Genomic DNA, 13,566 nt, shown 5'->3' with positions numbered 1-13,566 from the left:
ATCCGCTTCAAATAGCGCATAACGCGAATATCCAATAGCGCGACCGACGAAATCGGCACCTCGGCCGATTTCGGTGGCGGGACAAGTACGCCCGCCCAAGCCCCTCCTGCCGCTCCCACGCCTCCTCCGCATGAATGCCGCCGCCGGCAACCAAAAACTTAGTACTTGTCCTAGAAAAAAATCAAATAGATTCGTACTCGTCACATTACAAAATCATTACACGGTGCGCATAATTTAACCCGAAACGCGCCATTCAGAGATTTAAATTCACCAGGCGCTTTCAAAAGTCGAACTTTAATTGGAGTTTTTAAATATGAAGAACCTCAAGCGCACCGCAATCCCGTTCCTCCTCGTCGCAGCCGGCATCGCCTTTTCGTCCACGGCCCACGCGGCAGACGGCACCGTCAACTTCATCGGTAAAGTCATCGCGTCGACCTGCAGCGTCGAGGGCGGATCGGACCTCACCGTCCCGCTGCCGCCGGTCAGCACCACGGCGCTCACCGATGTCGGCTCCGTTGCCGGTCGCAGCGCATTCTCGCTGGCGCTCAAGGGCTGCACGGTCGGCGAAAACAATCCGGTGAAGGTCGGCGTGATCTTCGAAAACGGCACGAACGTCGATCAGTCGACCGGCCGTCTGACGATCGACTCGGGCGAAAAGGCCGCGGAAGGCGTCCAGATCAACGTGCTGGATGCTCAACAGAAGCTGATCACCATCGGCACGCCGACCGCTGCCAACACGCAAATCGCCGATATCGACGCCGACGGCAACGCGAAGCTGGACTACTTCGCCGAGTACTACGCCTCCGGCGCCGTGAAGGCCGGCGACGTCAACTCGCGTGTCGAGTACTCGCTGATCTACCAGTAAGGACGAGCGCGTGGAGGTCGCCACCCCGGCGATCTCCGCCCCGTCGCGCCGCGCGGTCCGGAAGCTGCCGATTCAGTCCGCTTCCGTCCGTTTCCTTCCAACGATCCGACTCTCTACGCCCATGAAACTGATGAAGCTCTTCCGTACGCTGACCCTGGCCGTCACCGCATTCGCGTCGCAAGCCGACGCAAGCGTCGTGATCGCCGGCACGCGCGTGATCTTCCCGTCCAGCGAGCGCGAGGTCACGATCCAACTCACGAACGACAGCAAGCGGCCGGCGCTGGTGCAAGCCTGGCTCGACCACGGCGACAGCAGCGCCTTGCCCGAGAACATCGACGTGCCGTTCACGCTGACGCCGTCGATCTTCCGGATGGAATCCGGCAACGGCCAGACGCTGCGTCTCGTGCACACCGGCGAACCGCTTCCCGCCGACCGCGAATCGCTGTTCTGGCTGAACGTGCTCGAAGTGCCGCCGAAGGCGTCCGCAGCAGACGACCGGAACCGCATCCAGCTCGCGTTCCGCTCCCGCATCAAGATCATGTATCGCCCCGACGGGCTGGCCGGCAACGCCGACGATGCGCCGACACAGCTCGACTGGCGCGTGGTTCGCACCGATGGCGGCTATGCGCTCGAGGCGAGCAACCCGACACCGTTCGTCGTCAATTTCGGCAACGTGCTGTTGAATGCCGCCGGCCGCAAGCATGACGCCGGCATGGGTTACGTGCTGCCCCGAAGCACGCAACGATTCCCGATCAAGAATCTCGCCGACGCGCCCGCCGCGGGTGCAACGGTCGAATTCGGCAGCATCAACGACTGGGGCCGGGCAATCGACCTCAAGCGTCCGGTCAGCGTCGCCCCGTAACGCGGCCGAGGCCGGTAGCGCGCGCCACGGGCGCGACCGACCGCGCCCCCTTCTTTCATCCGTCGTCATTTCCGCCGTCTCGACCGGACGGCTCGGGATCCCCGGATTCGGCATTCGCCACGCAGCGGCGCGCACGCCCGCGCGACTGCGCCGGCGAAACGCGTCCGCTCGATCCGAAACTATCTGGAGTACTGCTCATGACCGCGACTCGACTGCCGCGCCACGCTGCGGCCGACATGCCCCGCATCAAGCCGATCCATCTGCTGGTGATGGCTTGCGTCGGCGCGTGGTCGAGCGATGGCCGCGCGACCACGCAATCGGCCGCCGAAAGCACGCTCGCGCAAGTCGAGTTCGACGGCGCCTTCCTGCAGAACCGCCTGGGCAAGCATTTCGACGTCTCGCGCTTCGCGCAGCGCAACGTGACGGCCCCGGGCGTGTACACCGCCGACATCCATGTCGGCTCCGACTGGATCGGCCGCTACGACGTGCGCTTCGCGGCCGCGCCGGACTCGGGCGACGCCCGGCCGTGCTTCGACCGCGCGCTGCTCGAACGCGTCGGCCTCGATTTCGGCAAGCTCGCGCCGGACGTCGTCGCGGCGCTTGACGGCGACCGCGCATGCCTGCGGATCGAGGAAGTCGTGCCGGACGCAAGCGCGTCGTTCGACTTCACGCGCCAGGTACTGCGGCTCTCGATCCCGCAGGCCTCGCTCGCGCGCAAGGCGCGCGGCTACGTGAACCCCGATCAATGGACCTCGGGCGAAACCGTCGGCCTGCTCGGCTACAACTTCAACCTCTACTCGTCGAAGGCCAGCGGCCATACCACCCAGACGCAAGGCTATCTCGGCCTGAACGGCGGCGTGAACCTCGGCGCCTGGCGCTTTCGCCACGAAGGCTCCTATTCGTGGTCGTCGCGCGGCCAGAGCCGGTACCAGAATCTCGCGACCTATCTCCAGCGCGACCTGCCGTCGCTGTCGTCGCAACTCGTCATCGGCGAAAGCTACACGTCGGGGGAACTGTTCGATTCGACGCAGTTCCGCGGCGTGCGCCTGTCGACGGACGACCGGATGCTGCCCGACTCGCTGCGCGGCTATGCGCCCGTGGTGCGCGGTATCGCGAACACCAATGCGAAGGTGACGATCCGCCAGAACGACGTGACGATCTACGAGACGACGGTCGCGCCCGGCAACTTCGAAATCGACGACCTGTACCCGACCGGGTATGGCGGCGACCTGCAGGTGTCGGTCTCCGAGGCCGACGGCTCCGTGCATACGTTCTCCGTGCCTTACGCCGCCGTGCCGATGTCGCTGCGGCCGGGCATCGGCCGCTACAGCTTCGTCGCGGGCACGCTGCGCAATTCCTACGGATCGAGCCAGCCGCTGTTCGCGCAGGCCACGTACCAGCGCGGCCTGACCAACCTGCTGACGGCCTACGGCGGCGCCACGCTTGCCGCCGGTTATGTCTCCGCGATGCTGGGCGGCGCCCTCAATACGTCGTTCGGCGCATTCGGCGCGGACGTGACCCATGCCATGACCTCGATCCCCGGCGCGAAGCGCTACAGCGGTTCGAGCATGCGTGTCAGCTATGCGAAGTCCGTCGAGGCGACCGGCACCGACGTCGCCCTTGCCGCGTATCGTTATTCGACGGATGGCTATTTCGGCCTCAACGACGCGGTGCAGGCACGCGATGCCGTACGAGACGGCCGCCCGGTCAGTTCGGTCTGGCGTCAGCGCCATCGCGCGTCGCTGGCGCTCACGCAGCGCCTCGGCGCGACCGGCGGGCGCATCAACGCCACGGCATCGGCCGTGAACTACTGGAATCGCCCCGGCTCGGACGTCAACTATTCGATCGGCTATACGAACCAGTTCCGCAACCTGTCCTATAGCCTGACGGCCACGCGGCAGCGCAATGCCGGCGGCGACATGAGCACGCTCTATTACGCGAGCGTCACGATCCCGTTCGGCCGCGAGCGCCCGATGACCGTCACCGGCAACGTGTCGCGCGACACGCTCGGCCGCACGCGGCTGCAGTCGACCCTCTCCGGATCGCTCGGCGACGATCACGCGCTGTCGTACAGCGTCAGCGCGAACCACGCATCCGGACCGGACTCGGTCACGGACGGCAGCGCCAACGTCACGTACCGCACGCGCATGGCCGAAATCAACGCCAGCGCTGGCGCGAGCACGGACTTCCAGCAGGGCTCGCTCGGCGTGCGCGGCGCGCTGGTCGCGCACCGCGGCGGCATCACGTTCTCGCAGCCGTTGTCCGAGACGTTCGCGATCGTCGAGGCGCCGGGTGCGGCCGGCGCGCGCATCACCAATGCCGCGGGCGTCAAGGTCGACGGCAACGGTTACGCGGTCGTGCCCTACCTGACGCCGTACAGCCTCAATACGGTCGCGCTCGATCCGAAGGGGATCTCGATGGACGTCGAACTGAAGGAAACCAGCCGGCAGATCGCGCCGCGCGCCGGTGCGGTGCCGCTCATCCGGTTCGCAACCGACACCGGCCGCGCCGCGCTCGTCCGGGCGCCGCAGGCCAACGGCACGCCGCTGCCGTTCGGCGCCGTCGTGCACGACGAGACCGGCAAGGAAGTCGGCGTCGTCGCCCAGGCGAGCAAGATTTTCGCGCGCGGGCTCAACGACCGCGGCTCGCTGACGGTTCAATGGGGCGACGACGGCCGTTCGGTCTGCCGCATCGCATACGAGCTTCCCGTCGCGCAACGTCGCGGGCGAGCGCCGGGCGTACAGACCGTCACGAGCGTCTGCCAGGCCGATTCGACAACCGCCGCCATTCACTGAGGAATCCAGATGACCTACCTTTACTCATCGTCCGAATCGCCCCGCGGTGCAAGCCTGGCAGGCATGACGCACCTGTGCGACACACGTGGCGGCGTCGCCCGACGCACGGCCCGCATGATCGCGGTTGCGTCGACCTTGCTGCTCGCATGCGTCGCATTCGCGACCGACGCGGCCGCGGCGTCCCTCTATGCCTTTGGGCAAGCAACGGTGTCGAGCCCGTCGAACGCGACGCCCGGAACGACCGTCGCCCGCCATTACTTCACGCCGCAAGACGTTTGCGGCGCGAGCACGTGCCAGATCACGAGCATCAGGATGTATCCCAAAGGCGGGGTGTCGGTGTCCGACGGCCCCGATCTGGAAACCAACGTGTCCGGCCTGTCCACGCGCATGATCATCGACGGCAACGTGGCTGTCTCGTCGACGAAGATGACGATGCGCAACACGCTCGAAGTCATGCTGTTCCGCGACAGCCGCCAGCCGCAGGACGGATCGCTCAATTCGGGCATGGTCAGCGCCTATTACACGATCTATTACAAGTCCGGCATCCTGGGCGGGACGTCGCCGGTCTTCCTCGCCGCGAAGGTCAGCTTCATCAACGGAACGTGCTCGATTCCCGACCAGACCGTCACGCTGCCGCCGGTGCAGCGCCGCGCGTTCAGCGGCGTGGGCTCGACCGCCGGCGCGACCGATTTCCAGGTGCAGCTGAACAACTGCCCGGCCGGCTACAACCGGATCGGATACCAGCTGGCCCCGCTGGACGACTTGGTCACCGGCATGACCGGCGGGATGCAGTTGCGCCCGGACGCCAAGGCCACCGGCGTCGGCATCCAGATCGCCGATGCCACGACCGGCCAGCCGCTGGCGCTGCGAAAATCGCACACGGTGACGAACTACAACCGGGCCACCGGCGGATCGCCGTCGATTCCGCTGCGGGCGTCCTATCTGCAGACGGGCGCGACGATCGGCGGCGGTTCCGTCCATGCCGCCGCGCAGGTCCTGCTCGACTATCAATGAACGGCACGCGTCGCCGGCGGCGCCGACATCCGCGCGACACGTCGCCGTGCGATACTCGGCTCGCCGCACGCCTGGGTTCCCGTCGCCGGATGCCCGTCGCCGGGAACCTCGGTGTGCCGTGCGGGTCCATTCGCTTTCATCAACAGCGCAACAGCCATAGGGAGGCGCTCATGCTGCAATTCATCGAAACCCTGGTGGTCGGGCTCATCGTCGGCCTCCTCGCCCGCGCGCTCAAGCCCGGCGACGACAAGATGGGCATCCTGATGACCATCGTGCTCGGCGTCGTCGGCTCGCTCGTCGCGGGCTACGTCGGCCGCGCCGCCGGCTGGTATGCGCCGGGCCAGGGCGCCGGCTGGATCGCGTCGATCATCGGCGCGATCGTGCTGCTCGTGATCGTCGGCGCGGTGCGCAAGCGCGCGGGCTGACCGCCGCAGCGCCCGCTGCAACGCAAAACGGCCGCTCGTTCACGAGCGGCCGTTTTCTTTTGGTCCACCGCGCCTCGCGGGATCGCCGATTCGTTGAGTCCTCAACGAATCACCTGCAAACGCGGCATTCGTCGATGCCCCTTCCGCGAGCTTACGCCACCGGCAATACCCTGACTTGCGGCCACACAAATTTGAGATAAATTGATTGGAGGAATACGGCGTCATTTGCTGATTGCCGTGATTTCCGATTTTTCATTCAAGAGGTCCGATGGATTTGCCGTTTACGCATACAGCACCGCAGCGTTGACGGACTGCCACTCGAGCGGCCCCGCTGCGACGCGCTTCCTCTCTGGAGCCTGTCATGAAGCATCGCCTGTTTGCCGCCTCGTTTGCCCTGGCTGCCTCGCTTCTGGCCTCGTCCTCATCCTTTGCCGCCGGAGCGTCCGGCATCATCCACTTCACCGGCATGATCGTCGAGCCGCCGTGCTCGTTCGCGCTCGACACGGCCGACGCCGCGCGTGCGCACGTGCGCCCCGACTGCCCGCGCCCGGCGAGTGGGCAAGTCGCGTTCGTCGACGCGGCCAGCCTGCGCACGATCAAGACCACGACCTTTACGCAGGCCTCGCGCGCAATCGTTTTACCTGACCGTCCGGGCAACGCGCAGGCACCGCTGATCGCCGTCGTGACGTACCAGTAGAACCCGCCGCCGGCGTCGCGCGTCAGTCGCGATGGCAGGCGATCCAGTCGCTGAACGCGCGGATCTTCTGCTGGCTGCCGATGTTCTCGGGATAGACGAAGAAATAACGGGCGCCGGTCTCGAGCACGATGTCGAACGGCCGTTCGAGCCGGCGCGCGCTGACGTCGTCGTCGACGAGCGTCACATCGCCGATCGCGACGCCGAAGCCCTGCATCGCCGCGTTCGTCGCGAGATCGAGCGTGTCGAAGGTCGGCCCGCGCTCCGCGTCGACGGCGTGCTCGCCCGCGTGATCGAGCCATGCGCGCCAGTCGCGATGGTCGCGCGTCGGATGCAGCAGCGTATGGCGCGCGAGATCGCCGACCGCATCGAGCGGCGCGGCCTGCCGCAACTCGGGTGCGCACACCGGCGTCAGCCGTTCGTCGAACAGCGGCAGCGCGAACACGCCCGCGCCCGGCGACGTGCCGTAGACGACCGCCGCATCGAACGGCTCGGTCGAGAAATCGACGACGTGCTGCCATGCGGTCGTGATCTGCACGTGGAGATCGGGATGCTCGCCCTGGAAGCGCATGATGCGCGGCAGCATCCAGCGCATCACGCAGGTCGGCACCTTCAGCGCGAGATCGGTGCGCTGCCGGGTGAGCTTCATCGAGATGTCCTCGATCCGCGCGAAGCTCTCGTTGACGACCGGCAGCAATTGCTCGCCCTCGGCCGTCAGCGTGAGGCCCTTCGCGTGCCGCTTGAACAGCGGAAAGCCGTAGTGCGCCTCGAGCGTCTGGATCTGCCGGCTCACCGCGCCCTGCGTGAGGCACAGCTGCTCGGCCGCGCGCGTGAAGCTGCGGTGGCGGGCCACCGTCGAGAAGATCTGCAGCGCGTGCAGGGGCGGAAGTCGGCGCATGACGAAGCGGGTAAACGAATCGACCGCGCCGAACGACGGCACGGCAAGACCGCGCGCCGACACCGGCGCGCGCTGACCGACACGATAAGCCAAACGCCGGCTTTACGCGAGGTGCGGCGGACGCATCAGGCCGATGCGGTGAACGCACCCACCGCGATGCGCGCCGCCGACGCGACGACGTCGTCGCGTGCCGCCGCGTCGGCCCGCGGCTGCGTGAACGACACGGCCAGCACGATCGGCGCGCGCGACGGCGGCCACAGCACCGCGACGTCGGTCGTCGTACCGTAACCGCCGGTGCCGGTCTTGTCGGCGATGCGCCAGCCGGTCGGCACGCCGGCCGCGATCCCGGTCGCGCCGCGCGCGCCGCCGGTCATCCATTCGGTGAGCTGCGCACGCTGCGGCTCGCGCAACGTGTCGCCGAGCAGCAGCCGCTGCAGCATGTCGACCATCGCGACCGGCGTCGACGTATCGCGCTCGTCGCCGGGCGCGGCCTGGTTGAGTTCGGGTTCCCAGCGGTCGAGCCGGAACGCGGTATCGCCGCTTTCATGCGCGAACGACGTGACGGCCTGCGGGCCGCCGAGCACGCCCATCAGCAGGTTCCCCGCGCCCTTGTCACCCAACTGCAGCAGTGCCGCGCAGAGCTGCGCGATCGTCAGCCCCGTGTCGACATGGCTTTCCGTCACCGGCGACCCGGCCACGACGTCATAGCGGCGGTACAGGATGCGGCGCGGCAGCAGCGAGGCGTCGAGCGCGCCGCGCGCAAGAATCGCGGCGGCGGCGGTGACCGCATACGTGCCGCACAGCGGGAAGCGCTCGCGCGCGTGATGCGCGATGCGCGTGCCGTTCGACGTATCGAGTGCGGCGACGCCGAGCCGGCCGTTCGACGCCTTTTCGAGCGCGGCGAGCTCGGCCTGGGCGGCACGGGCGCGCCCCTGGTCGGCGACGGGGGCCGACGAGCACGCGGCGACGAACGGCGCGGCGACGGCGGCGAGCAATAGCGAGCGGCGTGTCGGAGAGTGTTCCATGGATGAAGGGTGTTCTGTCGGAAACGGTGGCACGGAGCAACGTACGCGCGCATCGACGATGCACGCGCGTTCACGCCGACGGCCGGCTCGCGACGGCTGTCGCCGCGCCTCCCCGAAAACGTCCGTCGGCCCCGCATGCGGCGGGACGCGCATGAACAGACCCTAGCGTAGCAGCGAGCGCGGCCGCGTTCCAGCGGCGCGTCCCGCGTCAGCCTTGCGACGAAGGCAGGTACGGCATCGGATTGACGGGCTTGCCGTCGCGCCGCACTTCGAACAGCAGCGCGACACGCGAGTTGTCGAGGTCGCCCATCTCGGCAATCGCGTCGCCCTGGCGCACGATGTCGCCGGTCTTCACGAGCAGCTTGCGGTTGTGCGCATAGGCCGTGAGGAAATCCGCGTTGTGCTGGACGATGATCAACGTGCCGTAATCGTTCAGGCCGGTGCCCGCGTACATCACGCGGCCGTCGGCCGCCGCGCGAACCGGGTCGCCCGGCCGGCCGGCGATCTGGATGCCGCGGTTCTGCCCCGGCCGGAACCCGTCGACGATCTTGCCGTGCGCGGGCCACGTGAGCGCCACCGCGCCGGCATGCCGCCGGGTTTCCTTCACGACCTGCCGGTCGCTCGCCGTCGATGCATTCGCCTGCACGGCGCCCGCCGCGTTGCTCGCGGCGGCCGGCGCAACAGCCGGTGCGCTGCCGGTCGCAGCCGATGCCTGCAACGGCTGCGGGCGGACGATGCGCAGCACCTGCCCCATGCGCAGCTTGCCGCGCGGGTCGAGCTTGTTCCAGGTGCGCAGGTCGGCGACGCTGCAGTCGTTCGCGGACGCGATGCCCAACAGCGTGTCGCCGCGTTTCACCACGTACTTCTGCGCGACAAGAATCGGCGCGGACGGCGCCGCCGCGGGCGTGGCCGCCTGCGTGGCGGCGGGCTGGCCCGACGGCGTGCCCGCCAGCGTGTCGCTCGGCGGGACGGACTGCGTGCCGGCACAACCGGCCATGACGAGCACGGCGGCCAGGCCCGACAGCCACGCCGACTTGCGGCAAATCTCGCGCTGTTTCATGGACGATCGACTCCGGTTTGACAATCTTTCAAGCATCTCAAAAACGGAACGGCCGACGTGTAACCGGATGCAAACAATGATGACAAACGATCACGAACGGGGCGCCGGCAGACGCTTGTTACCGGTAATACGGTCGAATTCGGAAAAACTTGACGGTTTTTGGCGAGCGATGCGGAAGAAATTTCACGGCACCCCCTTATTTCGAATGGCTTTCAACGCGCACCCGGCCGCGTCGGACAGCCGCTGCGGCCCGCGCCGGGCCGCCCGCTCAGCGCAGCCAGTCGACCAGCTCCGCGCCGGCCCACGCGATGCCGATGCACAGGAACAGCACGTGCAACGCGATCTTGAACGACACGCCCCACGACGAATCGACCCGCATGACAGTCTCCCCCGGTTGATATGCGGCCATGATCCGGCATCGATCCCGCCCCGAAAATGCGGAAGCGGCGAACGGGGTCTCAGGCCCAGCCTGAGACCGGCGCGGCGGTTCCTGCTAACTTATCGGCCATACCAAACCTGACGCCTCCCACCCCACCATGCGCTTCGACCTGACCGACCTGCGGCTCTTCCTGAACACCTGCGAGGCCGGCACGATCACGGGCGGCGCCGAGCGGACCCACATCACGCTGCAGGCCGCCAGCGAGCGCATTCGCGGAATGGAGGACGAACTCGGCGTGCCGCTGCTGCACCGGACCAAGTCGGGCGCGCAGGTGACCGACGCCGGCCGCGCGCTCGAGCACCACGCGCGCACGGTGCTGCAGCAGATCGACCACATGCGCGGCGAACTGCAGCAATACGGCCAGGGGCTGCGCGGGCATATCCGGCTGCTGTGCAACACGGCGTCGCTGAGCGAATACCTGCCCGACGCGCTGGCCGCGTATCTGCCGCATCATCCGAAACTGTCGATCAGCGTCGAGGAGCGCTCGAGCCAGGAAATCGTGCATGCGATCCGCAACAAGACGGCCGAGGTCGGCATCGTCGCCGATTCGGTCGGGCTCGGCGGGCTCGAACAGAAACCGTTCCGCGAGGACTGGCTGATCGCGGTCGTGCCGGCCGGGCACCCGCTCGCCGCGCGCGACAAGGTCTCGTTCGACGAGATCGCCGACGCGGACTTCATCGGGCTGACCGACGGCAGCGCGCTGCAGGTCCACCTCGCGGACCAGGCGCGTGCGCTCGGCAAGCGGATCCGCTACCGTGTGCAACTGAAGAGTTTCGATGCGATCTGCCGCGTGATCGAAAGCGGCGTGGGGATCGGCATCGTGTCGCGCCATGCGGCCGAACGCGCGATGCAGACGATGGACGTGCGGCTCGTCGAGCTGTCCGACGCGTGGAGCCACCGCAAGCTGACGCTCTGCGCGCGCTCGTTCGATGCGCTGCCGAAGTACACGCAGGCATTCGTGTCGTACCTGTCGGGCGAAATGCCGCCGCGCTGAACGCCGCGCGTCGTCCGCAACAGCCGGGCGATACCCGAGGAGACACCGCAGCCATGACCGAACCCGACCTCGCCATGCGTTACCGCGCCTACCTCGACTGCCTGAACCGGCAGGACTGGCCGGCGCTCGGCCAGTACGTCGCCGACAACGTGATCCACAACGACCGGCCGCTCGGCCTGGCCGGTTACCGCGCGATGCTGGAGCAGGATTTCCGTGACATTCCGGATCTCCATTTCGGGATCCGGCTGCTCGTGTGCGAACCGCCGCGCATCGCATGCCGGCTACGCTTCGCCTGTGCGCCGAAAGGGACCTTCATGGGGCTCGCCGTCGACGGCACGCGCGTCACGTTCGCCGAGAACGCGTTCTACGAATTTCACGACGGCAGGATCCGGCAGGTCTGGTCGGTGATCGACAAGGCCGCGATCGAAGCGCAACTGTAGCGATGCCGGCCGTCACGGCTTACCGCAGCCCCGACACGGCCATGTAGGCGCCGAGCGCGATCATCCCGACGAAGAAGCAGCGCTTGAACGCCCGCTCGCTCATCACGCGCCGCGCGTATTGCCCGCCGATCATCCCCGCGAGCGCCGGCACGAGCGCCAGCGCCGATACGCCGAGATCGACCGTCTGCAGCGCGCCCGTCACGCGCAACTGCAGGCCGAGCGCGATCGTCGACACCGTGAACGACAGCCCGAGCGCCTGGATCAGGTCGTCCTTCGACAGGCGCAGCGCCTGCAGGTACGGCACCGCCGGCACGACGAACACGCCGGTCGCGGCCGTCACGACGCCCGTCAGGTAGCCGACCGCGGCCGACAGCCACGTTTCGTGACGACCCGGCGCGGGCAGCCGCGCGGCGGCGAGCCCCCAGCAGCCGTAGGCGGCCAGCACGATGCCGAGTGCCGCGTGGGTCCACGCGCTGCCGGCCGCGAGCGCGGGCAGCCCGCCCGTCAGCGTGCCGATCGTCAGCGCGGCGAGCAGCGGCCACAGACGCCGCAGCAACTGCCCGAACGACGGGCCGAGCCACAACTGCCACACGTTGGTGATGAACGACGGCACGAGCAGCAGGCTCGCGGCGGCCGACGGCGGCATCGCGAGCGTCAGCAGCCCCATCGCGATCGTCGGCAGCCCGAGGCCGATCATGCCCTTGACCGCGCCGGCCAGCAGAAAGACCAGCACGATGATCGTCAGCGTATGCGTTTGCATGGAGGGCGGTCCGTCCGGTTGAACACGGCGCCGATGGTGCACCACCGTCACGCCCCCGGCCATCTGGCTTTGCCTGACGCTGGCTCGGGCCCGCCCGGCGGGGGGCGGCGCCTTGTTGCCTCGTTGCCTCGTTGCCTCGTTGCCTCGTTGCCTCGTTGCCTCGTTGCCTCGCTGCCTCGCTGCCTCGTTGCCTCGTTGCCTCGCTGCCTCGCTGCCCCGTCACCCCGTCACCACACCATGCTCTCCGCTCAGGCCCCTTGCGCCGGCCCCCGTCCCTGCTCGCTGTCGAGGTGCGCCATCTGGGCGGCAGGATAACGCTCGCCGGCAGCCGCCCCGGCGGGAACCGCCGTTTCGATGCGCGCGAGATCATCGACCGTTAGTTGCAATTCAATCGCCCGAAGCGCGTCCTCGAGTTGCGTGCGCTTGCGCGCGCCGATCAGCGGCACGATGTCGTCGCCGCGCGACAGCGCCCACGCGATCGCGATCTGTGCCGGATTGCTGCCCTTCGCGTCGGCGATCGCGCGCAGCGCGTCGACCAGCGCGAGGTTGTGCGCGAGGTTCTCGCCCTGGAAGCGCGGGCTGGCCGCGCGGAAATCGCGCTCGCCCTGCCGCGCCGCGCTCCAGCCGCCGCCGAGCAGCCCGCGCGACAGCACGCCGTAGGCCGTCACGCCGATCCCGAGTTCACGGCACGCGGGCAGGATGTCCGCCTCGATCCCGCGCGACAGCAGCGAGTATTCGATCTGCAGGTCGGCGATCGGCGCGACAGCCGCCGCGCGGCGGATCGTGTCGGCGCCGACCTCCGACAGGCCGATATGGCGCACATAGCCGGCCTTCACGAGATCGGCGATCGCCCCGATCGTGTCCTCGATCGGCACCGCCGGATCGACGCGCGCCGGCCGGTAGATGTCGATGTGGTCGGTGCCGAGCCGCTTCAGCGAGTAGGCGACAAAGTTGCGGATCGCCTGCGGCCGCGCGTCGTAGCCGACGAACGTGCCGGCCGGATCGCGCAGCGCGCCGAACTTCACGCTGATCAGCACCTGGTCGCGCGTGCGGCCGCGCAGCGCGTCGCGGATCAGCATCTCGTTGTCGCCCATCCCGTAGAAGTCGCCCGTATCGAGCAGCGTGATCCCGTTGTCGAGCGCCGCGTGCAGCGTCGCGATGCTTTCGTCGCGATCCGCCGGCCCGTAGAGATCCGACATCCCCATGCAGCCGAGCCCGATCGCCGAAACCTGCGGGCCCGTGCGGCCCAGTTGACGCTTGTCCATGTCCGTTTCCTTGCGGTGGTGAGTGGATGA

13 protein-coding genes are annotated in these 13,566 nt (G+C 68.0%); 8 read left to right on the top strand and 5 right to left on the bottom strand.

Features of this window, described 5'->3' with window-relative positions:
• Positions 1-313: 313 nt before the first annotated feature.
• The 6 genes from U5771_RS12330 (at position 314) to U5771_RS12305 (ending at position 6,658) form a co-directional block, all read left to right on the top strand.
• Complete coding sequence (locus U5771_RS12330) at positions 314-865, top strand: fimbrial protein (protein WP_322024225.1); 552 nt, start codon at positions 314-316, stop codon at positions 863-865.
• A 121-nt stretch (positions 866-986) separates the two neighbouring features.
• Entirely contained in the window at positions 987-1,727 is a 741-nt protein-coding gene (locus U5771_RS12325; protein WP_322024224.1) for a molecular chaperone, read from the top strand.
• Between the two features lie 197 nt (positions 1,728-1,924).
• A complete protein-coding gene (locus U5771_RS12320; RefSeq protein ID WP_322024223.1) occupies positions 1,925-4,522 on the top strand; it encodes a fimbria/pilus outer membrane usher protein in 2,598 nt (865 codons plus the stop codon).
• A gap of 9 nt (positions 4,523-4,531) precedes the next feature.
• Complete coding sequence (locus tag U5771_RS12315; RefSeq protein ID WP_322024222.1) at positions 4,532-5,536, top strand: fimbrial protein; 1,005 nt, start codon at positions 4,532-4,534, stop codon at positions 5,534-5,536.
• A gap of 170 nt (positions 5,537-5,706) precedes the next feature.
• The gene (locus U5771_RS12310) at positions 5,707-5,961 is read left to right on the top strand and encodes a GlsB/YeaQ/YmgE family stress response membrane protein (protein WP_034204657.1); all 255 of its coding nucleotides are present in this window, start codon (positions 5,707-5,709) and stop codon (positions 5,959-5,961) included.
• Between the two features lie 361 nt (positions 5,962-6,322).
• The gene (locus tag U5771_RS12305; RefSeq protein ID WP_322024221.1) at positions 6,323-6,658 is read left to right on the top strand and encodes a type 1 fimbrial protein; all 336 of its coding nucleotides are present in this window, start codon (positions 6,323-6,325) and stop codon (positions 6,656-6,658) included.
• A gap of 22 nt (positions 6,659-6,680) precedes the next feature.
• On the opposite strand, the gene U5771_RS12300 is transcribed toward U5771_RS12305, so the two are convergent.
• The 3 genes from U5771_RS12300 to U5771_RS12290 form a co-directional block, all read right to left on the bottom strand.
• Positions 6,681-7,553, bottom strand: coding sequence for a LysR substrate-binding domain-containing protein (locus U5771_RS12300; RefSeq protein WP_322024220.1), 873 nt, complete (start codon positions 7,551-7,553; stop codon positions 6,681-6,683).
• A 125-nt stretch (positions 7,554-7,678) separates the two neighbouring features.
• Positions 7,679-8,578, bottom strand: coding sequence for a class A beta-lactamase (bla, locus tag U5771_RS12295; protein ID WP_322024219.1), 900 nt, complete (start codon positions 8,576-8,578; stop codon positions 7,679-7,681).
• A gap of 208 nt (positions 8,579-8,786) precedes the next feature.
• On the bottom strand, positions 8,787-9,638 hold the full coding sequence (locus tag U5771_RS12290) for a peptidoglycan DD-metalloendopeptidase family protein (RefSeq protein ID WP_322024218.1): 852 nt from the start codon (positions 9,636-9,638) through the stop codon (positions 8,787-8,789).
• A gap of 536 nt (positions 9,639-10,174) precedes the next feature.
• Between U5771_RS12290 and U5771_RS12285 the strand changes: the two genes are divergently transcribed.
• Complete coding sequence (locus U5771_RS12285; RefSeq protein WP_322024217.1) at positions 10,175-11,071, top strand: LysR substrate-binding domain-containing protein; 897 nt, start codon at positions 10,175-10,177, stop codon at positions 11,069-11,071.
• A gap of 53 nt (positions 11,072-11,124) precedes the next feature.
• On the top strand, positions 11,125-11,511 hold the full coding sequence (locus U5771_RS12280; protein ID WP_322024216.1) for an ester cyclase: 387 nt from the start codon (positions 11,125-11,127) through the stop codon (positions 11,509-11,511).
• Positions 11,512-11,530: 19 nt separating this feature from the next.
• Here the strand turns inward: U5771_RS12280 and U5771_RS12275 are convergent, their stop codons facing one another.
• Positions 11,531-12,271, bottom strand: a complete 741-nt coding sequence (locus tag U5771_RS12275) for a sulfite exporter TauE/SafE family protein (protein ID WP_322024215.1) — start codon at positions 12,269-12,271, stop codon at positions 11,531-11,533.
• Between the two features lie 248 nt (positions 12,272-12,519).
• Positions 12,520-13,536 (bottom strand): aldo/keto reductase, encoded by a 1,017-nt coding sequence (locus tag U5771_RS12270; protein ID WP_322024214.1) that lies wholly within the window; start codon positions 13,534-13,536, stop codon positions 12,520-12,522.
• Positions 13,537-13,566: the final 30 nt, after the last annotated feature.

The sequence above is a fragment of the Burkholderia sp. BCC1977 genome (genome assembly GCF_905339595.1).
In the GTDB taxonomy this organism is placed as follows: Bacteria; Pseudomonadota; Gammaproteobacteria; order Burkholderiales; family Burkholderiaceae; genus Burkholderia.
The sequence above is the reverse complement of the archived record's forward strand: the minus strand, read 5'-3'. Positions and strand labels throughout refer to the sequence as shown.